The sequence below is a fragment of the Polaromonas sp. P1_F6 genome, from assembly GCF_056405695.1.
Genome location: NZ_JBFUBQ010000001.1, coordinates 211559 through 236672, shown reverse-complemented (window position 1 = coordinate 236672; position 25114 = coordinate 211559). Strand labels below are relative to the sequence as shown.

23 protein-coding genes are annotated in these 25114 nt (G+C 62.4%); 13 read left to right on the top strand and 10 right to left on the bottom strand.

The features are described 5' to 3' along the window. Window positions 1-58: 58 nt before the first annotated feature. From AC1DY9_RS01100 to AC1DY9_RS01090, 3 genes are all read right to left on the bottom strand, one after another. Window positions 59-970 (bottom strand): dienelactone hydrolase family protein, encoded by a 912-nt coding sequence (locus AC1DY9_RS01100; protein ID WP_477665595.1) that lies wholly within the window; start codon window positions 968-970, stop codon window positions 59-61. A gap of 137 nt (window positions 971-1107) precedes the next feature. Further along, window positions 1108-1908 carry a fumarylacetoacetate hydrolase family protein gene (locus tag AC1DY9_RS01095; RefSeq protein ID WP_477665594.1) on the bottom strand — a complete coding sequence of 267 codons (801 nt, stop codon included), beginning with the start codon at window positions 1906-1908 and terminating at the stop codon, window positions 1108-1110. Between the two features lie 158 nt (window positions 1909-2066). Further along, window positions 2067-2972 carry a helix-turn-helix transcriptional regulator gene (locus AC1DY9_RS01090; RefSeq protein ID WP_477665593.1) on the bottom strand — a complete coding sequence of 302 codons (906 nt, stop codon included), beginning with the start codon at window positions 2970-2972 and terminating at the stop codon, window positions 2067-2069. Window positions 2973-3069: 97 nt separating this feature from the next. Here AC1DY9_RS01090 and AC1DY9_RS01085 point away from each other — a divergent pair, with 97 nt between their 5' ends. From AC1DY9_RS01085 to AC1DY9_RS01070, 4 genes are all read left to right on the top strand, one after another. After that, window positions 3070-3642: a GbsR/MarR family transcriptional regulator gene (locus AC1DY9_RS01085; protein WP_477665592.1), complete on the top strand. Its 573-nt coding sequence runs from the start codon at window positions 3070-3072 to the stop codon at window positions 3640-3642. A 79-nt stretch (window positions 3643-3721) separates the two neighbouring features. After that, on the top strand, window positions 3722-4243 hold the full coding sequence (locus tag AC1DY9_RS01080; protein WP_477665591.1) for a thiol-disulfide oxidoreductase DCC family protein: 522 nt from the start codon (window positions 3722-3724) through the stop codon (window positions 4241-4243). A 52-nt stretch (window positions 4244-4295) separates the two neighbouring features. Next, window positions 4296-4718 (top strand): hypothetical protein, encoded by a 423-nt coding sequence (locus tag AC1DY9_RS01075; RefSeq protein WP_457279998.1) that lies wholly within the window; start codon window positions 4296-4298, stop codon window positions 4716-4718. A gap of 25 nt (window positions 4719-4743) precedes the next feature. Next, window positions 4744-5682 (top strand): SAM-dependent methyltransferase, encoded by a 939-nt coding sequence (locus AC1DY9_RS01070; RefSeq protein ID WP_457279997.1) that lies wholly within the window; start codon window positions 4744-4746, stop codon window positions 5680-5682. Window positions 5683-5737: 55 nt separating this feature from the next. On the opposite strand, the gene AC1DY9_RS01065 is transcribed toward AC1DY9_RS01070, so the two are convergent. Next, window positions 5738-6763 carry a M28 family peptidase gene (locus AC1DY9_RS01065; protein ID WP_477665590.1) on the bottom strand — a complete coding sequence of 342 codons (1026 nt, stop codon included), beginning with the start codon at window positions 6761-6763 and terminating at the stop codon, window positions 5738-5740. A gap of 21 nt (window positions 6764-6784) precedes the next feature. Then, on the bottom strand, window positions 6785-9616 hold the full coding sequence (gene polA, locus AC1DY9_RS01060) for a DNA polymerase I (RefSeq protein WP_477665589.1): 2832 nt from the start codon (window positions 9614-9616) through the stop codon (window positions 6785-6787). A 153-nt stretch (window positions 9617-9769) separates the two neighbouring features. Here polA and AC1DY9_RS01055 point away from each other — a divergent pair, with 153 nt between their 5' ends. The 4 genes from AC1DY9_RS01055 (at window position 9770) to AC1DY9_RS01040 (ending at window position 12808) form a co-directional block, all read left to right on the top strand. After that, entirely contained in the window at window positions 9770-10117 is a 348-nt protein-coding gene (locus AC1DY9_RS01055) for a hypothetical protein (RefSeq protein ID WP_457279994.1), read from the top strand. Between the two features lie 50 nt (window positions 10118-10167). Then, complete coding sequence (locus tag AC1DY9_RS01050; RefSeq protein ID WP_457279993.1) at window positions 10168-11118, top strand: homoserine kinase; 951 nt, start codon at window positions 10168-10170, stop codon at window positions 11116-11118. Between the two features lie 137 nt (window positions 11119-11255). Beyond that, window positions 11256-12092, top strand: coding sequence for a BPSS1780 family membrane protein (locus AC1DY9_RS01045; protein WP_457279992.1), 837 nt, complete (start codon window positions 11256-11258; stop codon window positions 12090-12092). After that, window positions 12089-12808 (top strand): FecR family protein, encoded by a 720-nt coding sequence (locus tag AC1DY9_RS01040; RefSeq protein ID WP_457279991.1) that lies wholly within the window; start codon window positions 12089-12091, stop codon window positions 12806-12808. Before AC1DY9_RS01045 ends, AC1DY9_RS01040 begins: the two co-directional genes overlap by 4 nt. A gap of 21 nt (window positions 12809-12829) precedes the next feature. Here AC1DY9_RS01040 and AC1DY9_RS01035 read toward each other — a convergent pair whose 3' ends face one another. Further along, entirely contained in the window at window positions 12830-13666 is an 837-nt protein-coding gene (locus AC1DY9_RS01035; RefSeq protein ID WP_477665588.1) for an IclR family transcriptional regulator, read from the bottom strand. A 209-nt stretch (window positions 13667-13875) separates the two neighbouring features. Here AC1DY9_RS01035 and AC1DY9_RS01030 point away from each other — a divergent pair, with 209 nt between their 5' ends. After that, on the top strand, window positions 13876-15009 hold the full coding sequence (locus AC1DY9_RS01030; protein ID WP_477665587.1) for an ABC transporter substrate-binding protein: 1134 nt from the start codon (window positions 13876-13878) through the stop codon (window positions 15007-15009). Here the strand turns inward: AC1DY9_RS01030 and AC1DY9_RS01025 are convergent. The 3 genes from AC1DY9_RS01025 to AC1DY9_RS01015 form a co-directional block, all read right to left on the bottom strand. After that, window positions 15002-15403: a hypothetical protein gene (locus tag AC1DY9_RS01025; RefSeq protein WP_457279988.1), complete on the bottom strand. Its 402-nt coding sequence runs from the start codon at window positions 15401-15403 to the stop codon at window positions 15002-15004. The two genes, AC1DY9_RS01030 and AC1DY9_RS01025, sit on opposite strands and share 8 nt — an antisense overlap. Window positions 15404-15453: 50 nt before the next feature. Then, on the bottom strand, window positions 15454-17898 hold the full coding sequence (locus AC1DY9_RS01020) for a UvrD-helicase domain-containing protein (protein WP_477665586.1): 2445 nt from the start codon (window positions 17896-17898) through the stop codon (window positions 15454-15456). A gap of 154 nt (window positions 17899-18052) precedes the next feature. Continuing rightward, window positions 18053-19402 (bottom strand): NAD(P)/FAD-dependent oxidoreductase, encoded by a 1350-nt coding sequence (locus AC1DY9_RS01015; protein WP_457279986.1) that lies wholly within the window; start codon window positions 19400-19402, stop codon window positions 18053-18055. 233 nt (window positions 19403-19635) lie between these two features. Here AC1DY9_RS01015 and AC1DY9_RS01010 point away from each other — a divergent pair, with 233 nt between their 5' ends. Both AC1DY9_RS01010 and AC1DY9_RS01005 read left to right on the top strand, forming a co-directional pair. Then, a complete protein-coding gene (locus AC1DY9_RS01010) occupies window positions 19636-20361 on the top strand; it encodes a hypothetical protein (protein WP_477665585.1) in 726 nt (241 codons plus the stop codon). A gap of 78 nt (window positions 20362-20439) precedes the next feature. After that, window positions 20440-23454, top strand: coding sequence for a VIT domain-containing protein (locus tag AC1DY9_RS01005; protein WP_477665584.1), 3015 nt, complete (start codon window positions 20440-20442; stop codon window positions 23452-23454). Window positions 23455-23540: 86 nt separating this feature from the next. Here the strand turns inward: AC1DY9_RS01005 and AC1DY9_RS01000 are convergent, their stop codons facing one another. Further along, window positions 23541-23675, bottom strand: coding sequence for a hypothetical protein (locus AC1DY9_RS01000; RefSeq protein WP_477665583.1), 135 nt, complete (start codon window positions 23673-23675; stop codon window positions 23541-23543). Here AC1DY9_RS01000 and AC1DY9_RS00995 point away from each other — a divergent pair. Both AC1DY9_RS00995 and AC1DY9_RS00990 read left to right on the top strand, forming a co-directional pair. Further along, the gene (locus AC1DY9_RS00995) at window positions 23674-24651 is read left to right on the top strand and encodes a GMP reductase (protein ID WP_477646359.1); all 978 of its coding nucleotides are present in this window, start codon (window positions 23674-23676) and stop codon (window positions 24649-24651) included. The genes AC1DY9_RS01000 and AC1DY9_RS00995 overlap by 2 nt on opposite strands. A 73-nt stretch (window positions 24652-24724) precedes the next feature. Further along, window positions 24725-25114 (top strand): tautomerase family protein, encoded by a 390-nt coding sequence (locus AC1DY9_RS00990; protein ID WP_477665582.1) that lies wholly within the window; start codon window positions 24725-24727, stop codon window positions 25112-25114.

The window sequence follows — 25114 nt, the reverse complement described above, 5'->3', positions numbered from 1 at the left end:
TAATAAAAAAGCCGCCGGCCCTTTCGGGCTTGGCGGCTTGCGGCCTGCAGGCGGGGAATCAGGCTACGCCGTGGCCCTTGAACCACTCCAGCGCACGCTTGAAGCCGTCATCTGCCGCATCTTTGCGGTAGCTCGGGCGGTAGTCGGCATGGAAGGCGTGGGGAGCTTGCGGATAGACCACAAACTCGGAGGCGGCCGCGGCCTTGTTGCCCTTGGCGCCAGCCTCGGCCAGGGCGTCTTTCATCTGGTTGACGGTGGTCAGCGGGATGCCGCCGTCCTGCCCGCCGTAGAGACCCAGTACGGGCGCCTTGAGGTTGGCTGCCAGGTCCAGCGGGTGCTTGGGCGTCAGCGCTGATGGCTGGCCGACCAGGCGGCCGTACCAGGCCACGCCGGCTTTGACGTTCTTGCTTTGTTCGGCATACAGCCAGGTGATGCGGCCACCCCAGCAAAAACCGGTGATGCCCACCTTTTTGGCATTTCCGCCGTTAGCGGCTGCCCACTTCACGGCGCCGTCCAGGTCGGCCATGACCTGTTCGTCAGGCACTTTGGACACCACTTCGGCCATGAGCTTGGCCATTTCGTTGTACTTGCTCGGGTCGCCCTGGCGCGCATAGAGCTCGGGGGCAATCGCCAGGTAGCCGGCTTTGGCAAAGCGCCGGGCCGTGTCGGCGATGTATTCGTGCACGCCAAAAATTTCCTGGATCACCAGCACCACCGGCAGGTTGGTCTTGCCGGCCGGCGCCGCGAAAAACGCGGGCACCTTGAAGCCATTGACTTCATAGGTGGTTTCGCCGGTCTTCAGGCCTTCTGAGGAAGTTTTGATGGCTGTCTGCGCCATGATGGGCATGGCGGTGGCGGCATACCCGACCCCCAGGGCCGTTTTGAGCGCGGTGCGGCGGCTGGCGCCGGCTTCGGTGGACCGCCCGGGCAGCAGGGCGTCGAAGTCTTTCTTCTGGTCGTGTTCAAGCATGGCGGTTTCCTCGGTAGATTGTGGGAGGTTGTCAAAAGGCAAACAGTCGGAGTCTATGCGGCCCCGGAAGTTCTTGCCACCGCAAGGCAATGACGCTGGTGTTTTCCCTTGCCCACCGCCCTGCCCCACACTCAAACTCAAACGATCTTGACACTGAGCTCCGGCAGGCCGTCGATATGGCATTCGATGACATCGCCCTTGACCACCGGGCCGACGTTTTCAGGCGTGCCCGAGTAAATGATGTCGCCGGGAAAGAGCTCAAACGCTTCAGACAGCTTGGAGATCTGCTCGGCCACCGACCAGATCATGTGGTTGAGCGTGGCGTTCTGCTTGACCTGGCCGTTGACCTTGAGCCAGATTGCGCCCTTGGTGTAGTGGCCTGTCTGCGCAACCTTGTGAATGGGACCGATGGGAGCCGACATGTCAAAGCTCTTGCCGATTTCCCAGGGCTTTTTCTGGTCGCCCATGCCGCGCTGCAGGTCGCGGCGCGTCATGTCCAGGCCCAGTGCGTAACCGTAAACACGATCCAGCGCCTCGCTCATCGGGATGTTGCGCCCACCTTTGGCCAGCGCCGCCACAAGTTCGACTTCGTAGTGGTAGTTTTTGGTCAGCGTGGGGTACGGGTGGTCTGCGACCTTGCCGGGCGGCACCACCTGAATGGCGTCCGTCGGCTTCTGAAAGAAGAACGGCGGTTCACGGCTCGGATCCGAACCCATCTCGATTGCATGTGCTGCGTAGTTGCGGCCTATGCAGTAAATGCGGCGCACCGGAAACATTTCGGCGCTGCCCGCGATGGGGATGTAGGTCTCAGCCACCGTGAAAGGCGTGGCCGGCGCATTGGCCGCCGTGCCCGGCGTGGCGCAGCCGACGACAGCGCCTGTCGCCATCAGGGCGCCTGTTTGCAGAATTCCGCGTTTGCTCATGTCTGGTTGTGTCATGTGTGTCTCCTGGGATTGATAAAAGCTGGAGCTTGTTGTCAGCGTTTTTTCTCCAACCATCAAGCTTAGGACGGGCATGGCTTCTATGGGAGGACGCAATTACGCATTACCCGGACGATTCAATGCAGTGCTGCTGCACCGCAGCAGATGCGGATGGATCAGGCGCCGGAGATTTTTGCTCGCACGCTGTCGCGGTAGGCCTTGGGCGTCTGTCCGAAGCGCTGACGGAAGCGCCGTGCGAAATAGGCCTCATCGGCAAAGCCCGAGGCATGGGCGATGCTGGCGATGCGCTGGCTGCTGTGCGCCAGCTGTTCCTGCGCAAACTCCAGGCGCCGCTCTGTCACCAGGTCGGTGAAAGTCTTGCCGGTTTCTTTCTTCAGAAGGTGCGCCAGGTAGTTGGGCGAGAGGAAAGCGGCCGCTGCCGCGTCGGCCAGCGTGACCTCGCCGGCCAGGTGCTCACGGATGTAGCGCACCGCGCGCTGCAGGCTGGCGCGCCGGCTGCCCTGCTGCGCCTGGCTGGCCGAAAAACGCAGCAGGTCGGCTTCGTACTTGCGGCAGACCATGCCTATCAGCTGCAGCATCAGGCCGCGAATCATCTCGATGGAGCCGAAGCGGCGATGCGCGTTCTCCAACGCGAGTTTTTCCAGCAGCGCTTCGATCTCGGGAAACTCTTCCTCGGAAAAATAGAAGTCAGCGTACTCCTGGAACAGGAAGGGCGCGAGTTCGGGCGCGCGGCTCAAGGGCACGTCTTCCAGATCCAGCGGATCCACATCGAGGCCGGGGCGCAGGAACTGCTGCGACATGTTGATGATGACGTAGCGCGAACCCTCGGGATGCGGGATCACATGCACGCGGTAAGGCAGGATAAAACTCAAATAGCCGCGCCGGAAAGGCCGCACCGTGCCGGCCACATTCTGTTCGGTGTCGCCCTGCAGACTGATCTGGATCTGGAAATACTCGTGCCGGTGCGGGCGTACCAGCGGCGGCCGCACCAGCTGGGACCGGATGTCGAAGTCGAGGTGGTCGGCCCGCTCGGACATGCCGTAGGTCTTGATGTCTGTCATGCGCCGTATTCTCGGGCTTGGGCCTTTGCTGTTGTTTCTTTTCAGAATCTTTTATTTCTGTATTGACAGAAATTTCAGACGGCGTATATTCAAAGCCATGGAACTCAGCCCCGTCGCCCGCAAATTCGTCGTCCACTGGGGAGAAATGGGCACCGCCTGGGGCGTGAACCGCACCGTTTCACAAATCCACGCCCTGCTTTTCTTCCACGGCCGCCCGCTGCATGCCGAAGACATCGCCGATACGCTGGAAGTGGCGCGCTCCAATGTCAGCACCAGCCTCAAGGAGCTGCTGAACTGGAACCTGATCCGTGCGACCCATTTGCTGGGCGACAGGCGCGACTATTACGAAACCTCGCTCGACGTCTGGGAACTCTTTCGCACCGTGGTGCGCGAACGCAAGGAGCGCGAGTTTGACCCGACCGTGCGCATGCTGCGCGAGTTGGTGAAGGAAGACGGCTTTGAGGCCGAGTCCGCCGATGCCCAGGACCGGGTACGGGAAACGCTGCGCCTGATGGAATCCCTGGGCTCGTGGGCCGACGAGATGCTGCGGCTGTCACCCACCACGCTGGAGAAAGTGCTGCGCATGGGCGCCAGCGTGCAGAAGTTCGTGCGAGGCGACAGCGACGCGAAACTCATGGACCCCTCCGAACTTTTACCGCCCACTTTTTGATTTAGAGGACCTGGCCAGCTTTGGCCCTTTTTTTGACTATTGATTTCTGTTTGTACTGAAATTTCTAAAGGAGAGAAATATGACAAGCGCCCGCATAACCACCCGCAGCGTTCCCGACCTGGGCAACACCCGTTACGACAGCTTCAAGGCCGGGCTGGATCCCACGATTTATCCGCTGACCCTGTTCTACGAATCCGCCTGCCCGCTCTGCAATGCAGAAATGAGCAACCTCATGCTGCGCGACACCGAAGGCCATCTGCGCTTTGCCGATGTCTCGGCGCCGGACTTCGCCGATGTGCCTGCCGGCGCCACGATGCAAGACCTGCTGGACCTCATCCATGCACGCACTGCGGACGGCCGCGTGCTCAAGGGCGTCGAGGTGTTCCGGCTGGCTTACGAAGCCGTCGGCCTGGGCTGGGTCAGCTCGGCCATGCGCATGCCCTTGCTGCGCCCGCTGGCCGAATGGGGCTACCCGGTGCTGGCACGCAACCGCCACCGCATCCCGCGCGGCTTCGTTCGCCTGCTGTTTGAAGGCGCTGTGCGGCGCGCGGCCGAGCGCTCGGTCCTGGCGCGCTGCGACGCCGGAAGCTGCTCACGCTAAGCCGTTCCATCACCACTCACCCAACCATCCGAGCAAACGAAAGGAAATCATCATGAGTGCCAACCTGTTTTTTGTCTCCCTGCTGATCGCGCTGGTCGGCCCGGTCGTTGCGATCACTTACCTCAAGCCCATCCTCTACAAGGTGCTGCGCATGCTGTGCGACGCCGACGGCGGGGCCGAGTTCTGGATACGCTGCGCCTACCTGCTGGCGGTGTCCGGCACCTTGCTGCTGATGCTGACCTTCGGCGAATTCAATGACCGCAGCAGCGTCATCGACACCGTGCGGCGTTCGCTGTGGCTGGTGCTGGCGGGCGTGTTTGTCACCGTGGCGATCATTTCGCGCAATGTGTGGATGCAGGTGCGGCAATGGCTGGCTGCGAAAGAGCTGGCCACCCATGTGCAGGGCGCCCGGATCGCCAAGCCCGCCGAATCCGCTGTATCCGATGAATCCTCCACGGCCGGCTGGCCCGCCTGAAGAGGCTCATGAACGGAGAATCAAAATGATCACCGCAACGCCTGCCACCAGTCGCGTCATCACCCAGCCGGCCAAAGAAGGCGAAGCACGGCTGGCGGACATCAGGTCTTACTACAACGCCGTGGCCGACGACTACCGCGCCTGGAGCCCCGGCATGAACATGCACTTCGGCTACTGGTCCTGGAAGGTCAACCCCTTGGGCCGCGAAGCCATGCTGGAGCGCATGAACCTGGAAGTACTGCACCGGCTGGCCCTGCCAGCCAATGGCGCCGTCCGGCTGGCCGACCTGGGCTGCGGCGCCGGTGCCACGGCGAGGTCCATCGTCAAAGCCCGTAAGCACAGCACGGTAGACGCCGTCACGCTGGTGGCGCGGCAAATCGTGCAGGGAGCCGAACTCAACCAGGCCGCGGCCTTGCCCAACCAGGTCCGCTTTCACCTGGCCGACTATGTGGACACCGGCTTGCGCACGGGTGCCTACGACGGGGTCTACGCACTGGAAAGCGCCTGCCACGCGCCCGGCGCCGACAAGCGCGCGCTGGTGCGTGAGGCGGCTCGCTTGTTGCGTCCCGGCGGCACATTGGTGATTGCCGACGCCTTACGGCGCAACAACAAACCCCTGCCCGGATTCATGGAACGAATCTACAGGCTGTGGTGCCATCACTGGGCTGTGAACGAGCTGGCCGAGAAAGACGCGCTGCACACTGCGCTTGCAAGCCAGGGTTTCACCGACATCCGGTTTCAGGACATCAGCCTGCGCCTGGCGCCGAGTGCATTGCAGATTCCGCTGTTCGCCACGCGCTTTGCCTTGCGTGAACTCTGGCGCGCCCGCTTTCGCCTGTCGCCGCTGCGCCGCGGTCACATCGTCGCATCGTATGCAGCCTTCCTGCTGGGCGTGTGGTTGCCGGGGTTCGGCTACTACATGGTTACCGCGCGCAAAACTGCCGATGACCAAGCATCGCACTAAACCTGTCACAACACCCATCATTGCGTAACAAAACAAGGTGCAGGGGGCAATAAACCTAACGTGCCGACCCCGCGACTGCAGCGTGCTGCATGACCACCGCGCGCACTCCATCGACGACTTTCGCCATGCGCCGGTAATCCAGCCTGTCTGCGGTGTCCTGCGGCGTGTGATACGCCTTGTTCCGGTAGAAAGCCGTGTCGGTGACCATCATTCCCACATAGCCTTCGTTCCAGTAATTGAGGTGGTCTGAAAAATCGACACCCACCACGAAACCCGGCGCGTTGATGGAATACACCGGCAGGTCGGAGGCCGACTTCATCGCCGCCTTGACCTGGCGTGCGATGTCGCCGTCCTGGTAGAAACCCACCAGTGAAATGAAATTTCCGGTAGTGGGGTAGATCGCATTGAGAAGCCGCACGGGATGGTCCTGGCTTCCCGGCTCATCACTGAAGTAGCCGATGCACTCGAGCGACAACATGAGGTATGCGCGCTTGCCGGACTCTGCGAGAGACCGGGCGTGAATGGCGCTGCCCATGTAAGGTGTGCGGAAAAAAGGAGGCTCTTCATTCGTGTAGATCACCAGTTCTACCCGCTGGCGGAAAGATTGGCCCTTGAGCAAGCGTGCCAGCTCAACGAGGCCCGCCACGCCGCTGGCATTGTCGTCCGCGCCGGGCTGCTCACCAGCCACGTCATAGTGCGCGCCCACCACCATCACCTCAGGTGTATCAGGACCCAGCTTCACGACCAGGTTGCGGTATGGCCTGCCTTTGGCCGTGAAGCGTTGGCTCTCCACCTGAAGACCCAGTCCGGAAAGCTGTGACTCCAGATAGACGGCAGCACCTTCAAGCCGGGTTCCGTTATCGAACGTGCGGTTCGGAAAATCGGTGGAGAGTTTGTAGACCAGTTGCTTCAGTCTCGCGGCGGATGCCGTTTGCGAAGCAGGTGCTGGCGTCTCGCCAGCCGGCACAAACGGCTGGGTCAACCGGTACCAGGCATAGCCTGCCGCGGCGCCAGCCATCAGCAAGGGCAGGACAACACCAGCGACGAGGATTTTCCAGCCCCGCCTCACACACAGCCCCATCGCAGGGAAAATGGAGCCGGCTTAATGTGCCTTGTCCCAGTTGGGCCCAACGCCAATCTCCGCCAGCAACGGCACTTTCAGCTCAGCGACGCTGGCCATCAGGCGCGGGATCTCGGTACGCAGCCACTCGACCTCTGCCTCCGGCACTTCAAACACCAGTTCGTCGTGCACCTGCATGATCATTTTGGTGGCGCGCTTTTCTTCGTCAAGCACCTGCTGCACCTTGTTCATGCTGAGCTTGATCAGGTCGGCCGCCGTGCCCTGCATGGGCGCGTTGATGGCCTGCCTTTCCGCGGCCTTCTTGCGTGGCCCGTTGCCGCCGGTGATTTCCGCCAGGTACAGCTGCCGGCCAAATACGGTTTCGACGTAGTGGTGTTCCTGGGCAAACGCCACGGTCTGGTCCATGTAGTTCTTGACGCCGGGATAGCGCTGAAAATACTTGTCGATGTAGGCCGCCGCGGCCTTGGTTTCGATGCCAAGGTTGCGCGCCAGCCCGAAACTGCTCATGCCGTAAATCAGGCCGAAGTTAATGACCTTGGCGTAGCGGCGCTGCTCGCTGCTGACCTGGTCGACCGCCACCCCGAACACCTCGGCGGCCGTGGCACGGTGCACGTCCAGGCCGTCGGTGAAGGCGCGCAGCAGTGCTTCATCGCCGCTCAGATGCGCCATGATGCGCAGCTCGATCTGCGAATAGTCAGCGCTGGCGATCACGCTGCCTGCAGGCGCGATAAAGGCCTCACGTACGCGCCGGCCTTCTGCCGTGCGAATGGGAATGTTCTGCAGGTTGGGGTCGTTGCTGGAAAGCCGCCCCGTGACCGCGACGGCCTGCGCGTAATGCGTGTGCACGCGGCCGGTACGGGGCAACGCCAGCTGCGCGAGCTTGTCGGTGTAGGTACCCTTGAGTTTGCTCAGCGAGCGGTGCTCCAGCAGCTTGGCAGGTAGCGGGTAGTCTTCGGCCAGCTTTTCCAGCACCTCCTCGTCGGTGCTGCGTGCGCCACTGGGGGTTTTCTTGATGACCGGCATGCCGAGCTTGTCGAAAAAAATCTCGCCGAGCTGCTTGGGACTGCCCAGGTTGAAGGGCTGACCGGCGATCTCATAGGCCTCGGCTTCCAGCTGAATGATGCGCTGGCCCAGCTCGTGGCTCTGCGCGGCCAGCGTGGGCGCATCGATCATCACGCCGTTGCGCTCAATGCGGTACAGCGTTTCGCTGCTCTGCATCTCCAGCTCATAGATAAAACGCAGTTTCTCGTCGGCCTCCAGCCGCGGCCACAGCACACGGTGCACGTCCAGCGTCTGGTCGGAGTCTTCACAGGAGTATTCGGCGGCCTTGGCGATGTCGACCTGGTTGAACTTGATCTGGTGCGCGCCCTTGCCGCACAGGTCTTCATAGTTGATGCCGCTGCGGCCCACATGCCGCTCGGCCAGGCTGGCCAGGCCGTGCGGCTTGGTCACTTCCAGCACATAGCTTTGCAGCATGGTGTCGTGCGCATAGCCCTGCACTTCCACGCCGTGGTTGGCAAACACATGGCGGTCATATTTGACGTGCTGGCCCAGCTTGGCTTTGCTCGGGTTTTCCAGCCAGGGTTTCAGGCGCGCCAGCACATCGTCGCGCGGCAGCTGGGCGGGTGCATCAGGGTAATCGTGTGTGAGCGGGATGTAGGCCGCCTCGCCGGGCGTGACACTGAAACTCAGGCCGACGATTTCCGCCAGCATTTCGTCGAGTGAGGTGGTTTCGGTGTCCAGCGCCACCAATTCTGCCGCTTCAATCTTTGCCAGCCAGCGATCAAACGCTTCCCAGGTCAGCACCGTGTCGTAGTTCAGGTTGCTGGCGCGTTCGGCCGGTGGCGTATCGGTCAGGGGCGCTTCGTCAAACAGGCTCGGCGAATCCGAACGGCCGCCTGGACCGCCGGCGGGCACGGGCTTGTGCCTGCCTTCAGGTCCGCCAATCAATTCCGGCGGCGTGCTTTCGATTTCGATCTGCTTGACCAGGCCTTTGAAACCATACTTTTCATAAAAGGCTTTCAGGGGTTCCGTCTGCTGGCCGCCGATGGTGATGGCATCCAGGGCGGGCAGGCCGGGGATGTAGCCGTCCAGTTCGCAGTCCTTCTTGATGGTCAGCAGCTCACGGCCTTTGGGCAGCCAATCGAGTGACTGGCGCAGGTTCTCACCCACCACGCCCTTGATCTCGCCGGCGCGTGCCACCAGCGCATCAAGCGAGCCGTATTCGAGCAGCCACTTCACGGCCGTCTTGGGGCCGACCTTGGGCACGCCGGGCACGTTGTCGACCGCGTCGCCGACCAGGGCCTGGTAATCCACCATGAGCCGCGGCGGTACGCCGAATTCAGCCTCCACCCCGGCCAGGTCGCGCCGGCGGTCGTTCATGGTGTCGATGACGGTGATGTTTTCGTCGACCAGCTGGCTCAAGTCCTTGTCGCCGCTGGAGATGATGACTTCGATCCCCTGAGTTGAAGCCATGCAGGCGAGCGTTCCGATCACGTCGTCGGCCTCCACGCCGGGCACGTCCAGCACTTTCCAGCCCAGCAGGCGCACTACTTCGTGGATGGGTTCGACCTGGCTACGCAGGTCGTCGGGCATGGGTGAGCGCTGGGCCTTGTATTCAGGGTACAGCGCATCGCGAAATGTCGGCCCTTTGGCATCGAACACGCAGGCAGCGAAGTCAGCGCGCACGTCCTTGCGCAGCTTTTGCATCATGTTGACCATGCCGCGTATGGCGCCCGTGGCCGGGCTGGCCGGGTCGCCCGGGTTGGCGCGCAGGTCGGGCATGGCATGAAAGGCGCGGTACAGGTAGCTGGAGCCGTCCACCAGCAGCAGTGTTTTTTTGTCGGTACTCATGAAGCCGATTGTCGGGGATATCGGCCCGCCGCTGCCCGCGGCGCCGATAGCGCCCCGCGCTGGCCTGTGGGGAAGCTTTCCGCCTACAGCCGCAGCCCCCTTATTACGACATGCCGGGCTTGTCGGCCGGGCCCTGCGGCCTACAATGCAGGCATGAACCACGCTTTCCGCCCTCTTCTTGCCGCCGCGTTTGCGGTGCTGCCGCTGGCTGCGGCCATGGCTCAAGCGCCTGCACAAAACGCAGTGCCGCCCGTGACCGCGGAGGCCCCGGCGCCTGCCGGCCGGCCGGACAAGGCGATCCAGCGCATTCGCACTGAAGACGCGGGCAGCCGGATCGACGAACTCCGTGTGGGCGGCGAAACGCAGCAAATCCTGGTCCAGCCCAAAGTCGGCGGTGCGGCTTACGAAATCAAGCCCGCAGAAGGCGCCCGGGGCACCGCCCCCGCGTCGACCAACAACGACACCAACGGCTCACGCGTCTGGAACGTGCTGAAGTTCTGATTTTTCGCAGCCCCCACGTACTCCAAGAACTCCAGGATCCAGTTTCAGGCATGGCCGTATATACCGAAGTCTCGTTTGACGAGGCTGCAGCGTTCTTGAACGCCCTGAATCTGGGGCAGCTTCAAAATATCAAAGGTGCCGCGGGCGGCATCGAAAACACCAACTACTTTGTCGACACCGACCAGGGCCAGTATGTACTGACCCTGTTTGAGCGCCTGACATTCGAGCAGTTGCCGTTTTACCTGCACTTGATGAAGCACCTGGCGGCGCACGGTATTCCGGTGCCAGATCCGGCAGCCGACCCCAAAGGGAACATTCTTCACCGCCTGAAGGACAAACCGGCCTCCGTCGTCAACAAGCTGCGCGGCCACAGTGAGCTGGCACCTACTGCCGGCCACTGCGCAGGCGTCGGGGAAACACTGGCACGCATGCACCTCGCAGGCCTCGAATACCCGCGGCGCCAGCCCAACCTGCGGGGCCTGGCCTGGTGGAACGAGACCGTTCCGGTCGTGCTGCCCTACATAACACCCGAGCAGCGCAGCCTTATTTTGGGCGAGCTGGCCTACCAGAACCATGTAGCGGCTTCATCCGCCTTTGGCAGCCTGCCGCGCGGCGCCATACACGCCGACCTCTTTCGCGACAACGTGATGTTCGAAGACGGCAGGCTCACCGGTTTTTTTGATTTTTACTTCGCCGGCTGCGACACCTTCCTGTTCGACATTGGTGTATGCCTCAACGATTGGTGCATAGACCTGGAAACCGGTGCGCAGGACGAAACCCGTTCGGCGGCTTTCATGAAGGCTTACGAAAGCGTGCGTCACCTGACGCCGCAGGAGCGCAGGCTCCTGCCAGCCATGCAGCGCGCCGGAGCCCTGCGCTTTTGGCTATCGCGGCTGTGGGACTGGCATTTGCCCCGTGAAGCCGCAGTGCTCAAGCCGCACGACCCCAGCCATTTCGAGCGTGTCCTGCGCGAGCGGCTCACGCACCCATACGTCCTCTAGCCCAAGCCACCCCGCGGGCCTGATTGCCCTTCGGCCAAGGCCTGTGTGAGGGCCAGCGCCAAGCATCGCTGCTTTCAGGCAAACTGCCCTTCTGCAATCGCCCGGTTTCGTCCGGCTCTCTTTTCCCGCTGAAGACCATGAAACTTAATATTGTTCCCGCAAGCACCGGCATGACCTGGGTCAGGTTGGGCATCAAGACTTTCATGCAGCAGCCGCTGGCCATGTCGGGCCTGTTTTTCCTGTACCTGGCCGCAGTCACGGTGCTTTCCTTGCTGCCGTTTTTCGGACTGATCCTGGCGCTGATGATTGTTCCCGCTGCCATGCTGGGCCTGATGGCCGCCACACAGGAAGCCGTGAAGGGAAAATTTCCCATGCCCACGGTGCTCCTCAGCGCTTTTCGCGCGGGACGCGAGCGCTTGGGCGCGATGCTTGTCCTTGGCGCGATCTATGCGGCGTTCTGCGTGCTGATCAACTGGATCGTACCGATGCTGGTGGATCCCCCGGTTGCCGCCGACGCGAGCCGCGAGGCGATGATGACGCCGCAGTTCCAGCTGGCCATGGCCAAGAACATGTCGGTGTCCCTGCTGCTGTACCTGCCGGTGCTGCTGCTGTTCTGGCACGCACCCGCCCTGGTTCACTGGCACGGCATTTCTCCGGTCAAAAGCCTCTTTTTCAGCGTTGTCGCCTGCGTTCGCAACGCGGGAGCCTTCCTCATGTTCGGGCTGGGCTGGCTCGGCGTATCCATGGGCATGGCCATCGTGCTGAGCGTGCTTGCCGGCCTGACAGGCAGCGCCGAGTTCATGGCCGCGGCAATGATGCCCCTGGGCTTGCTCATTGCAGCCATGTTTTCCACCTCGATTTACTTCACGTTTCGTGATAGCTTCGTGGCCACGCTACCCGGTGACTCGCCGGACGGCGCCAATAACCCGGAAAACACCAACAACGACCCCGCTACCCCAGGAGATTCTTCATGACCCAGCACCAGCTGCAAGGCCGTACCGAACAGGAAATTTTGTGGTTTCAACGGCGTGACACGCTCAAGGCGGCAGCCGCCTGGGTGGCAATGGGGGGATTGCCGGCCGCTATGGCCCAGCAGCGAAGCAACATCGTCGAGCTCCGGGGCGATGCCCTGCTCAACGGCAACCGGCTGCAGACCGGCCAAACCATCCTCACCGGCGACCAGATACAGACGGGCCCGGGTTCCAACCTGATGTTTGTCATCGGCAACTCGGCATTCCAGGTGCGTGAGAACTCCATGATGAAGGTGGAACGCGGCAGCTCGCTCAGTACCGTGAGCCTGCTGCGCCTGCTCACGGGCGCCGTGGTCAGCGTCTGGGGCAAGGGCAGCAGCCGCGCCATTGTCCTGCCCACGCTGACGGCCGGCATACGCGGCACGGGCGTCTATGCCGAGGTCTTCGCCGACCAGGGCAACCGCAGCTATTTCTGCAACTGCTATGGTACGGTTGACATGGAGTCGAACGGGGAAAAGACCGTGTCACAGTCAAGTTACCACCAGTCATTCTGGGGCGAAGTGGAGCCCAAAAACGGCCGCCGCCTCACCCCCGCCAACGCGATCAATCACAGTGACGAGGAACTGGAATTCCTCGCCGGCCTGATCGATCAGCGGACCTCCTGGCAAATTGCAGGCAGGAAAGGCATCAAGGACGGTAGCGGAAAAATGACCTACTGATTCCGGCCGCGCCAGCGCTGCCTACAAGGCATCGCCGGATGCGTCTTGCAGCCGCCTGACCAATGCCACCAGTTGCGGCTGCACCTGCGTCATCAGGAAATGCGGCGAAAGATTGAACCCCGGGCCACCGCAGCTCACCACCATGACGGAGCGTCTGCCCGCAGGCCGGAATGCAGCAGCAATAGCGTTAACGTCCTTCTGCCAATCACCAAAAGAGGCGCAGCAGCCGTGATCGCGGTAATGCGCCAGCGCCAGCGCCATCACCTCGCGGGTTTTAGGCCACGCTTCCTCGTCCTGGACCCGAATACGCTCAAGCAGGGTCTCACGCTCCTTATCCGAACAGCCGCACAGGTAGGCTCGCCCCATCGCAGTGCTGGCCAGTGGAATGCGCGAACCCACGTCCAGGCTGAGCGTGAGCGCAGATTCGCTGCGGCAGTTTTCCACATAAATCATGCTCAGGCGATCGCGTATCCCCAACGACACCATGGCCTGCGAACTGTCGGCGAGATCCTGCATCAACGGCCTGGCGAGCTGCCGCATGTCCATGCGCGCCAGCATGGCGCTTCCCAGCGCCAGTACCGCACTACCCAGCCGATAACCGGCGCGGCCGCTGGCGTCCTGCGCATGCTCCAGGTAGCCGTGCTTGGTCAGCGTATAGGTCAAACGCGAAATCGTTGACTTGGGCAGGCCGCAACGGCGTGCCAGTTCCGTGTTGCCCAAGGACCGGTCTCGCGAGCGAAAAGCACTGAGCACATCCAGGCCGCGTGCCAATGCCGTCACAAAGTGCCGATCTTCCTTGGCATGAACAGGGCTGACCGCTCCGGGAGCCGGCCTGCCGGGAAAAGGAGATTGAGACATTGCTAGTTCTGCATTGCAGAATAAAAAGTCCAGCGATTGTGGCACCCAGACAGCATTGCACTCATCACCCGAGGGAAATCCACTATCAAAAATGTATCTTAATGTTTCACAATTTGAACGAATGATCGGGAAAATAGTTCTGCAATGCAGAACAAGTAAGTAATCTTAATTAACCAGGAAGACTGATGGAAAACAAAAAAATACATCTCATGGCCAAAGCCATGAGCTTGGCCGCCCTGCTGTCGGTTGTCCTGTCCGGGCAGGCGGCGCCGGCACGCGAAGATCTGGTGATCGGGCAGGTGGCACCGCTGACGGGCACCATCGCCGGAACCGGTAACGAATACGTGGCCGGCGGCGCTGCATATTTCGCCTATGTCAACGACAACGGCGGCATTTATGGCCGCAAGATACGCGTCGCACTGAAGGATGACAGCTACAAACCGGACCAGACCCTGGCCCTGACGCGTCAACTTCTGGCAGAGGAAAAGCCTTTGGCCCTGTTCGGTTTTGTCGGAACCGGCAACGTGCTGGCCCTGAACAAGAACAAGGTGCTTGAGGAAGCGGGCATTGCCCTGCTGGCGCCCTACACGGGTGCTCAAGAGTTGCGCGACCCGGTGAACCCCCTGATTTTTCACATCCGGGCCAGCTACGCCGACGAAACTGCCCGCATGGTGGAACACCTGCACACCATTGGCCTGCGCCGCTTCGCGGTGATGTACCAGGACGACCCCTTCGGTAAAAGCGGCCTGGCAGGTGCGGAAAGCGCGCTGAAAAAACTGGGTATGACGGCCGTGGCCACGGGCAACTATGACCGCACCAAGCCCGAGGAAGTTGATGCAGCGGTCTCGGCCATCACCCCTGCCAATCCGGACGCCATCATCATGGTTTCAGTCAACCGTGCCTCCGCCGCTTTCATCAAGAAGATGCGGGCGCAAGGCAGCAAGGCTCGCCTGTTCAGTATCTCGGTGGTGAATTTCAAGGAACTGCTCAAAAATGCCGGAGAGGACAACGCCCGCGGCATCGGTATTTCCCAGGTCATGCCCTACCCTTATTCCACCCTGGCGCCGGTGGCCCGCGAGTTCCAGACCCTGATGGCCAAATACCAGCCGGACAAGGTGGTTTCTTATGCCAGCATGGAGTCCTTCATTGCAGCCAAAATTCTTGTTGAAGCCATGCGCCGCAGCGGCGCCGATCCAACGCGCCAGAAAATCATCACCCAGCTGGAGAAGATGAACAGCTACGACGCAGGAGGTTTCAAGGTCAGCTTTTCGCCGGAGAACCGTGTCGGCTCGAAGTTTGTTGAAGTGACCGTGATCGGCCGCGACGGCAGGTTGCTCAAGTAGCGCGGCGCACTTCGAGTATTTCGTACTCCATCGCTTCTTCGTAGGTCTTGGCGTCACTGAGCGCCAGGTGCAGCAATATCTTGGGCGCATGGGCCTTGATAACCCTGTGCATCAACACGCCGACGACGACCATCGGCAGGCCCACCCAGAGGTAGCCGTACATGGAAAGCACCACACCGATGCCCAGGAGGGGCAAGGAAATGCCGACCACAAAGAGCCGGTGCTTGACGTATTTTTGTGCACGCTCCGGATTCACGATCACGCGGAACCGGCCGTGCGGCAGGCCGGTGCGGAATTCCTGGTGCGGAACGTAAATCGCTGACGAGCCTTCAGGATTTTCAGTGCCTTCATTTTTTCCGGTCTCGATTCCGGTTTCGGAATTTGTCTCTGTCATTTTTTTCCCGTCAGTTTGAATTCATCAAAATGCCTCAGCCGGCCCGGCAACTACACCACCGTCAGTTTGGCCACGCTCAGGGCCAGCCACTTCACACCGTGCCGCGTGAAGTTGATCTGTGCGCGCGCATCGTCGCCGCTGCCCTCCAGCATCAGCACTTTTCCTTCGCCGAACTTGGCATGGAACACTTCCATGCCGCTTTTGAGCCCATGCGAAGGCGCATTCTTCTGAGGCGGCACCGGCGGGTTGGCAAAACGCTCTGCGCTGCCGGCTTTTGAAGAAAAAACGCCGCTAGCCCAATCTCCACGTGCGTTACCAGCTCCTGAATTGCTAGCACCAGCCCATCCGCCGGAGCCCATGCCCGACGCAAAACCGGGGTTCTTCGGCGTGATCCACTTGAGTGCGGCTTCGGGCAACTCGTCAAAAAACCGGCTCTTGAGGTTGTAGCGCGTCTGGCCGTGCAGCATGCGGGTTTGCGAATGACTGAGATACAGGCGCTTGCGCGCGCGCGTGATCGCGACATACATCAGGCGGCGTTCCTCTTCCAGACCGTCGCGGTCGCTCATCGAGTTCTCGTGCGGAAAGATGCCGTCTTCCAGGCCGGTGATGAAGACGCAGTCAAACTCCAGCCCTTTGGATGAATGCACGGTCATGAGCTGCACCGCATCCTGTCCGGCCTGCGCCTGGTTGTCGCCCGACTCCAGCGCCGCGTGCGTGAGAAAGGCCGCCAGGGGCGACAGTGTTTCACCGGTCTCGGTGTCGGGCGCCAGGGCCTCGGGCAAAGGCTCGCTGACAAGCGGCGCGGATGGGTCCAGCCCCTGGCTGGCCGGTGACTGCGTGAGCCGCGCGCCCAGTTCGTCGACCGGCAGCGCCACTGCGTCACGGCCAAAACCTTCCTGGCTGACGAAAGACTCGGCAGCATTGACCAGTTCGGCCAAATTCTCCAGCCGGTCCTGGCCTTCCTTTTCGGTTTTGTAGTGTTCTTCGAGGCCGCTGTGCTGCAGCACCAGCTCGATAATCTCCCGCAGCGTCAGCCCCGTGGTCTGCTCGCTCAGCACCTGGATTTTGGCGGCAAAGGCGCCGAGGTTCGCACCCGCCTTGCCCGGCACAGCGCTCACGCCGTCGTACAGCGAACAGCCGGCCGCACGCGAGATGTCCTGCAACTGCTCAATGCTGCGCGCGCCAATCCCGCGCGGCGGAAAATTGACGATACGCATGAAGCTGGTGTCGTCGTGTGGATTCTCCAGCAGGCGCAAGTAAGCCAGCGCATGCTTGATTTCAGCGCGCTCGAAAAAGCGCAGGCCGCCGTAGACGCGGTAAGGCACACCGGCGTTGAAGAGCGCGGTTTCCATCACCCGGCTTTGCGCATTGCTGCGGTAAAGCAGCGCGATCTCCTTGCGCTCGGTGCCGTCACGTACCAGTTGCTTCACTTCATCCACAAACCACTGGGCCTCGGCAAAATCACTGGTCGACTCGTACACACGCACCGGCTCGCCCGGCCCCGCTTCGGTGCGCAGGTTTTTGCCCAGGCGTTTGCTGTTGTGGCTGATCAGCTCGTTGGCTGAATCAAGAATATTGCCGAAGCTGCGGTAGTTGCGCTCGAGTTTGATCTGATGTGTCACCTCGAACTCGCGCACAAAGTCAGCCATGTTGCCCACACGCGCGCCGCGAAAGGCATAGATGCTCTGGTCGTCATCACCCACCGCCACCACTGAGCCGCCCGGCATCGCGCCGGTGCCCTGGATCGCATCGGGCCCTTGCCCTGCCAGCATCTTGATCCACGCGTATTGCAGCTTGTTGGTATCCTGAAACTCGTCGATCAGGATGTGGCGAAAGCGCCGCTGGTAGTGCTCGCGCACCGGCGCGTTGTCACGCAGCAGTTCGTAGCTGCGCAGCATGAGTTCGCCGAAATCCACCACGCCTTCGCGCTGGCACTGCTCTTCATACAGGGCATAAATTTCGACCTTCTTGCGGCCTTCCTCATCGCGCACCTGCACGTCTTTGGCGCGCAGGCCGTCTTCCTTGTTGCCGGCAATAAACCACATCAGCTGCTTGGGCGGAAAACGTTCGTCGTCCACATTGAACTGCTTGCACAGGCGCTTGATGGCCGAAAGCTGGTCCTGTGTATCGAGGATCTGGAAACTCTGCGGCAGGTTGGCCAGCTTGTAGTGCGCGCGCAAAAAGCGGTTGCACAGGCCGTGGAAGGTGCCTATCCACATGCCGCGCACATTCACCGGCAGCATGGCCGACAGCCGCGCCATCATTTCCTTGGCGGCTTTATTGGTGAAGGTGACAGCCAGAATGCCGCCGGGCGACACCTGGCCGGTTTGCAGCAGCCAGGCGATGCGTGTGGTCAGCACACGGGTCTTGCCGGACCCGGCACCGGCCAGGATCAGCGCATGCGTATTGGGCAGCGTGACCGCTGCGAGTTGCTCCGGGTTAAGGTTTTGCAGCAGAGGGGAACTGGAGACTTCTGTGGGGACTTCTGGGAACATCCCCCATTGTAGAAAGAACACCGGCTCCGGCACTGTGCCGGGATGCTCCCCGTCCGCCCGAGGCAGATTTTTCTTCACCAGCCGGGGCCGCGGGTCTGGCTTTGCCAGCCCTCGGGGGCAGGGAGCTTGCGCGTTGTGAGCGACCGTGGGGGCTCTAGCTCCCGTCCGTCTTCAGGATGGTCTCGCCCTTGAGCGCTCCTACGTCGCGGATGGCCATGCGGTGGCGCTTCCAGCCGTCCCAGGTACGGCGGAAATTCGCCAGCGAAATACCGTAATAGATCGCCTTGAACATGCGCAGCCGTCCCCAGAACGGCGTCTTGCCGAAAATATCTCCCGCCAGAAGTGACAGCAGGGCTTCCTTGACGCGCAGCGGGTTGGCCGGGTGCATGAACATGTGCCGGATGGTCGGGTTGGTCACGCGGTAGATGAACCACGAATACTCGCTCGGGCCCTTGCGCATCATGGCTTCGAAGCTTTTGCGCACAGCGGGCAGGTCGGCCGGCTGGTCAAGCGCCGTTGCCACCAGCTCGGCACCGTCAAAAGCGCTGTGCATCGCAAGGTAAACACCTGACGAGAACATCGGGTCGATGAACGTGAATGCATCGCCCAGCATCAGGTAGCGGTCGCCGGTAGCGTGGGTGCTGCTGTACGAAAAATTACCGGTGGCATGCACGGCGTCATCGACCAGCGTGGCATTGGCAAGACGCCGTTTCAGCTCCGGCGCCAGGGCAATGGTGTCCATGAAGAACTCGCGCAGCGGCTTTTCGCGCGACTTCAGGTAATACGGCCAGCACACCGCGCCGACACTGGTGGTGCCGTCGGCCAACGGAATAAACCAGAACCAGCCGTGCGGAAACCAGCAGATGCTGATATTGCCTTCGCGCTTTCCCTGCAGCCGCTCGACATTCGTGAAATGGCCAAACAGCGCCGTACTGTTGTGTTCCTTGCTCTTGGCTTTGGAGCGCAGCTTGTTCGCCAGCAGCGTGTCGCGCCCGGAAGCGTCCACCACGAAGCGGGCCCGCCAGCTGCGCTTCGCGCCGCCCTCCAGCTCCGCCTGAACGGTGGCGCCTTCCGCGTCAAACACCACATCGCGCACGGTGCAGCCTTCGAGCGTTTTTGCCCCACGCGTCGCCGCGTTGCGAAACAACAGTTCGTCGAGATCAGAGCGCCGCACCTGCCAGGCCGAAGGCATCGATTTGTCCCAGGCGTCGGCGAATTCGATGTAACTGCAGTGCGCGTGTTCGGGTGAAACAAACTCGATGCCCCATTTGGGCATGCCGATGCGGTCAACCTGGTCGCGCACCCCCAGGCGTTCGAAAAGCTCCACATTGGCCGGAAGCAGCGATTCACCGATGTGGAACCGCGGGTGGTGCGCTTTTTCGAGCAGCACCACGTCGCGCCCCTGGGCGGCCAGCAAGGCTGCAATGGTGGAGCCGGCCGGGCCGCCGCCCACAATCAGTACGTCACAGGTGGAAGTAGATGCAGAAGCGGGGATTTCGTTCATGGCAGGCATTGGCTATGGGTTCGCGCAACGGCATGTCAGGCACGCCGCTGCAATTGTGAAAGACTGCGCGCAGGGTAACACCGCTCGCGCCGCGCGTTCAACTTTGCCTCTTTTGAAATTGTATGGTTCAGTTTCTTCTGCACCCGCCGGGTATACGCCGGACTGCGACCGGGAAACCCGTAAATCCCCGTCCGGCCGCAGCTTCTGCGAACATAGCCATATTTGGGGTTTTCATGACTACAGGTTTGGGCCCATCAGGGCCTGCTTGGCTGGCCGCCAGCCTTTTGGCGGTGGGCCTCGGTTTTGCCGGCATGGCGCGTGCGCAGTCGTCCTGCTCCAGCGACGGCCAGGGCCGGCCGGTGATGCTGCTTGAGCGTTTTATCAATGCCAACTGCGACACCTGCTGGGCCGACCCGGCCACTCCGCAAGCCACGGCCGGCCAGGTTGCGCTGGATTGGGTAGTTCCGGGCGACAAGGGCAGCGACGCCCCGCTGTCCGCCGTCGCCGCAAGCGAAGGATTGCAACGGCTGGAGGCGCTGCGCCAGGCCGTGCCCGCACAGAGCCTGGCCACCACCTCGCCCATCAAAGCCATCAAGGGCGCCACCCTGCGTGTCGCGCATGGTCTGCCGCTCAGCGGCTACCTGGGCACTTCCATCGAGCTCAAGCCCATCCCGGCCGCCGCAAAGGGCCGCCAATGGACAGCCTGGCTTGCCCTGGTCGAAACCTTGCCGGCCGGCACCGAAGGTTCCCCGGTCGAGCGGAATTTGATTCGAAACGTGCTCCAGACCAATTGGAACGGGCGCAAGCAGCTATCAAAAACAGAGCAAAACCGGTTCTTTGATGCACGCTCAATGAGCATTGCAGAGGGCGCCAACCCGGACCGTATGCGCGTGGTGGGCTGGGTGGAAAACGAAAAAGGCCTGGTGGTGGCCGCGGCGCAGTCGCGCTGCGTGCCTTAAAAATATTTGGCGTCATTTAACCCCTTTGTGTTGCGCGCGCCGTTTCACGGTGCATCGCCAACAACAAAAGGGGTTTTCATGCCAAACGGCTTTCACGTCTTTCGCGGGTTCACCCGGCTGACTGCCGCCCGCATCCTTCAGGCCGCCGCCGCAGCCTGCTTCAGCCTGCAGGCGCTGGCGCTCAGCCCGATGCCGCAGCCTTTCCCCAACGGAAAGTTCGCGCCGCCGCCCGACTGGCGGCCGCCGGTCATCGCTGTGAACCATGCGGGCCAGCCCATCCAGCTGCGGGCCGTTTCCATCGAAGTCGATCTGTTCGGCGACCAGGCCCGCACCAGCGTCGAGCTGCGCCTTTTCAACCCCAACCCCCGCGTGCTCGAAGGCGAGCTGCAGTTCCCACTGCAGGAGGGCCAGGTCGTGACCGGCTTCGCGCTGGATATCAACGGCCAATTGCGCGACGCAGTGCCTGTACCCAAGGCCAAAGGACAGGAGATCTTTGAAGACATACGCCGCCGGCGCGTAGACCCGGGCCTGCTGGAAGCCGCCGCCGGCAACCAGTACAAGCTGCGCGTTTATCCCATCCCGGCCCAGGGGGAGCGCCGCGTGCTCATCACATTCAACGAGACCCTGCCGCGCCAGCGCGATGCGGGTGTACTGAGGGTGCCGCTGGTGTTCGCGTCAAGCGTGGGCCAATTGCAGGTGAAGGTGCGCGCCCATGGCGCAGCCCACCGGGACGTGGAACTGCTGCAGGCGCCCGCCGGCACCGAGCTGAACGCCAGCGCCACCGGCACAGAACTGGCCCTGCAAAAAACGCACTGGCAGGCGCCCCAGGGCCCTGCGGGCTGGCTTCAGGTGGCGCTGCGCCGCACCGGCAAGCCGCAGGTCATGGTCGGTGAATCTGCCGGCAAGCCGTTCTTTGCCGGGCAACTCGACGTGCGCGATGAGCTGGTGAGACGGCCCGCCCCTGCACACATCGCACTGGTGTGGGACGCATCGGCTTCGGCCGCCGCGCAGGCCCGGGTGCTGCCGGTGCTGGAGGCTTACTTCCGCAAGCTGGGCAAGCCCGTCAAGCTCAGCCTGCTCGTGGTGCGTAACAAGGCCGAGGCTGTGCGCAGCTTCACCGTCACGCCGGGCCGCTTCGGTGATCTAGCCGATGCATTGCGCGCAGAGCCCTTCGACGGCTCCAGCAATTTTGACGACCTGCCCATTCCCGCCGACGTGGACACCACCCTGATGGTGACCGACGGCCTGATGACGGACGGTAAAAAACTCATTCGCTACACCCACACGGCACCGGTGATGGTGATCAACGGCGCAGCCTCCGCCGACATGGCGCGCCTGGCCAGGCTGGCCGACCGCACCGGCGGTGCGCTGGTCGATGCTGCGCTGCAATCGCCCGAAGAGGGCGCGCAAGCCATGCTGATGCACGGCTGGCGCATTGAGAAGCTGGACAGCCTGTCCGCGCGGCAACTCGTGACGCCGACAACGCGGATCAGCCAGGGCCGCGTCTCGGTGGCAGGCGAGCTGCTGGACAGCACCGCCCGCATCGACATCACGCTGGCGCACCCGGACGGCCGCAAGCGCACACTGGCGCTGCAGGTCAGCGCCAAGCCGGTCAGCGGCCACTGGCCCGGCCAGCAGTGGGCCCAATGGCGCAGCGCCGAGCTGGCTGAAAATGCCGGCCTGCACAGCGCAGAACTTCAGCGCATCGCGGCGGCGCACGGCGTCGTGGGCCCCAACAGCTCGCTGATCGTGCTGGAGCTGGCCACCGACTATGCACGCTACAACCTCCCTGCCCCGCCCGAGCTGGCGGATGAAGTGGCGCGGCTGGGCCAGCAACAACTCGCACAGGCCGCGCAGACGCGGCAGTCACACATTGAGGCCATGGTGAGGCAGTTTGACGAGAAGCAGCGCTGGTGGGGCAGGGACTTTCCCAAGGAAGCACCCAAACATGCGGAGCCCAAGGCCGAGAAGCACATCAGCCAGGGCGGCCTCGGCAGTCTGGCCGGCACAGCACGGTCGCGCGAGCAAGCCCAGGGCGCACCCGCAGCACCACTTTCCTTCGCCCCTGCTGCCCCTGCCGCTGCAGCCCCCGCAGCCGCACCGGCCGTGATGGCCGAAGCACGCTCCGACGTCATGGACAAACGCAGTGCCAAGGCGGTTGCCGCCGCGCCCGTAGCCACCATCGCGCTGCAGGCCTGGGTGCCCGACGCGCCCTACATGAAGCGCCTGCAGAATGCCGGCAAGGACGAGCTCTACCGCGTCTATCTCGACGAACGCGCCGCCTACCTCAGCAGCAGCTCTTTCTACATGGATGCAGCGGGCGTGTTCTTTGACCGCGGCCTGCCCGAGCTGGGGCTGCGCGTGCTCTCCAACCTCGCGGAGATGAACCTGGAGAACCGCCAGCTGCTGCGCCTTTACGCCTACCGCCTGGTGCAGGCGCGCCGCAACGACCTGGCCGTGCCGGTGTTCGAACGCATCAGCGAACTGGCGCCCAATGAGCCGCAGTCCTGGCGCGACCTGGGCCTGGCGCTGGCCGAGAGCGGCCAGCCGCAGCGCGCCGTCAACGCCTTGTGGGAAGTGGTGTCGCAGCCCTGGAACGGCCGCTTCGCCGGCATCAACATGATTGCGCTGGCTGAACTCAACGCGATTGCCGCCCAGCCCGTCGCCAGCGGCCAGCCGGCGCTGGACATGAGCCTTGTGGACACACGCCTTCGCCGCAACCTGCCGCTGGCCTTGCGTGTGGTCATGGCCTGGGATACCGACGACACGGACATCGACATGTGGGTGAGCGACCCGAACGGAGAAAGGGCCAGCTATGCGAATCGGCTGACCCATCAGGGTGGCGCGATGAGCCCCGACGCCAGGGGTGGCTACGGGCCTGAGGAGTTTTCGCTAAAGACCGCCAAAGCCGGCAAGTACAGCGTGGAGGCGCAGTTCTACGGTCACCGCCAACAGGTGCTGTCGGCTGGCACCACGGTGATGGTGCGCGTTACCACCGGGTTCGGCACGCCGCAGGCACGTGATGAGTGGACGACCTTGCGCCTGGCGCGCGGCCAGGAAACCGTGCGCGTGGCCGAGGTCGAAGTGCGCTGACGCCTCGCTTCAAACACAAGATGCCACTATGCATATAAAGGCTATACCGCTTTGCGGGGTAGCGCCGGTATGAGAGGCGCATAGAATCAATCACCGGGCCCAAGCAATTGCGCCCGGTTTTTTGTTTCTGCCTTGCTTTGTTGCAAGCGCCCGCAAACGAACCGGTCCAGTCCAAGCGCCTTCTGTTTCTTCAACAGTTTTTTCAAAGGCTTGGGAATCATGGAAATCTTCGACTACGACAACATCCTGCTGCTGCCGCGCAAATGCCGCGTGGAAAGCCGTTCCGAATGCGACGCCAGCGCCACGCTGGGCGGCCGCAGCTTTCGCATCCCGGTGGTGCCGGCCAACATGAAGACGGTCATCAATGAGGAGATCTGCGCCTGGATGGCGAAAAACGGCTACTTCTACGTGATGCACCGCTTCGACCTGGACAACGTGCAGTTCGTGAAAGACATGAAGGCCCGCGGCGCCTACGCCTCAATATCCCTGGGCGTGAAGAAGCCCGACTACGACACGGTGGACCGCCTGGCCGCCGAGGGCCTGGTGCCCGACTACATCACCATCGACATCGCGCACGGCCATGCCGACACGGTGCAGAAGATGATCGCCTACCTCAAGCAGAAGCTGCCGGCATCCTTCGTGATTGCCGGCAACGTGGGCACGCCTGAAGCCGTGATCGATCTGGAAAACTGGGGCGCCGACGCGACCAAGGTCGGCATCGGCCCCGGCAAGGTCTGCATCACCAAGATGAAAACCGGTTTCGGCACCGGCGGCTGGCAGCTGTCGGCGCTCAAGTGGTGTGCTCGCGTGGCGACCAAACCCATCATTGCCGACGGTGGCATTCGCGAGCACGGCGACATCGCCAAGTCGGTGCGCTTTGGCGCGACCATGGTGATGATCGGCTCCATGCTGGCGGGCTTGGAAGAAAGCCCGGGCAAGACCGTCGAAGTGGACGGCAAGCTCTTTAAGGAATACTACGGCAGCGCCTCGGACTTCAACAAGGGCGAGTACAAGCACGTCGAAGGCAAGCGCATCCTGGAGCCGGTCAAGGGCACGCTGGCCGATACCTTGCGCGAGATGGAAGAAGACATCCAGAGCTCCATCAGCTACGCCGGCGGCACGAAGCTGCTGGACATCCGCAAGGTCAACTATGTGACCCTGGGCGGCGACAACGCGGGTGAACACCTGCTGATGTAGGCCGGCGGTAACAAATAGTAGCGAGGCCGGCTCCGGCGACAATAAGCCTTGTTCCTGAAGAGACCCACTCCCCTTGCCCACCGCAGCCATTGAAGTACGCCGGCCCTGTTCCGGCGAAGAAGAAGCAGCCCTCATGGACGCCGTCCAGGAGGCGTTGACCTCTGCGCTGAAGGTACCGCTCTGGACGACCTCCGTCCGGCTGGTTGTCCATGAGCCGCAGCGCTTTCGCGCGCCGCCCGACAAAGGGGACCGCTACACGCTGGTGACGATCGACTGCTTCGTCGGCCGATCCCTGGAAACAAAACGCGCCCTGTACCAGGCCATCGTGCAAAAGCTCGGGCTGTGCGGCATTCCCGCAGACCACGTGAAAGTGCTGCTGCGTGAGGCCTCGCGCGAGAACTGGGCGATCCGGGGCGGCCTGCCGGCGTCCGACGTGGTGCTGGAATACGACGTCGATATCTAG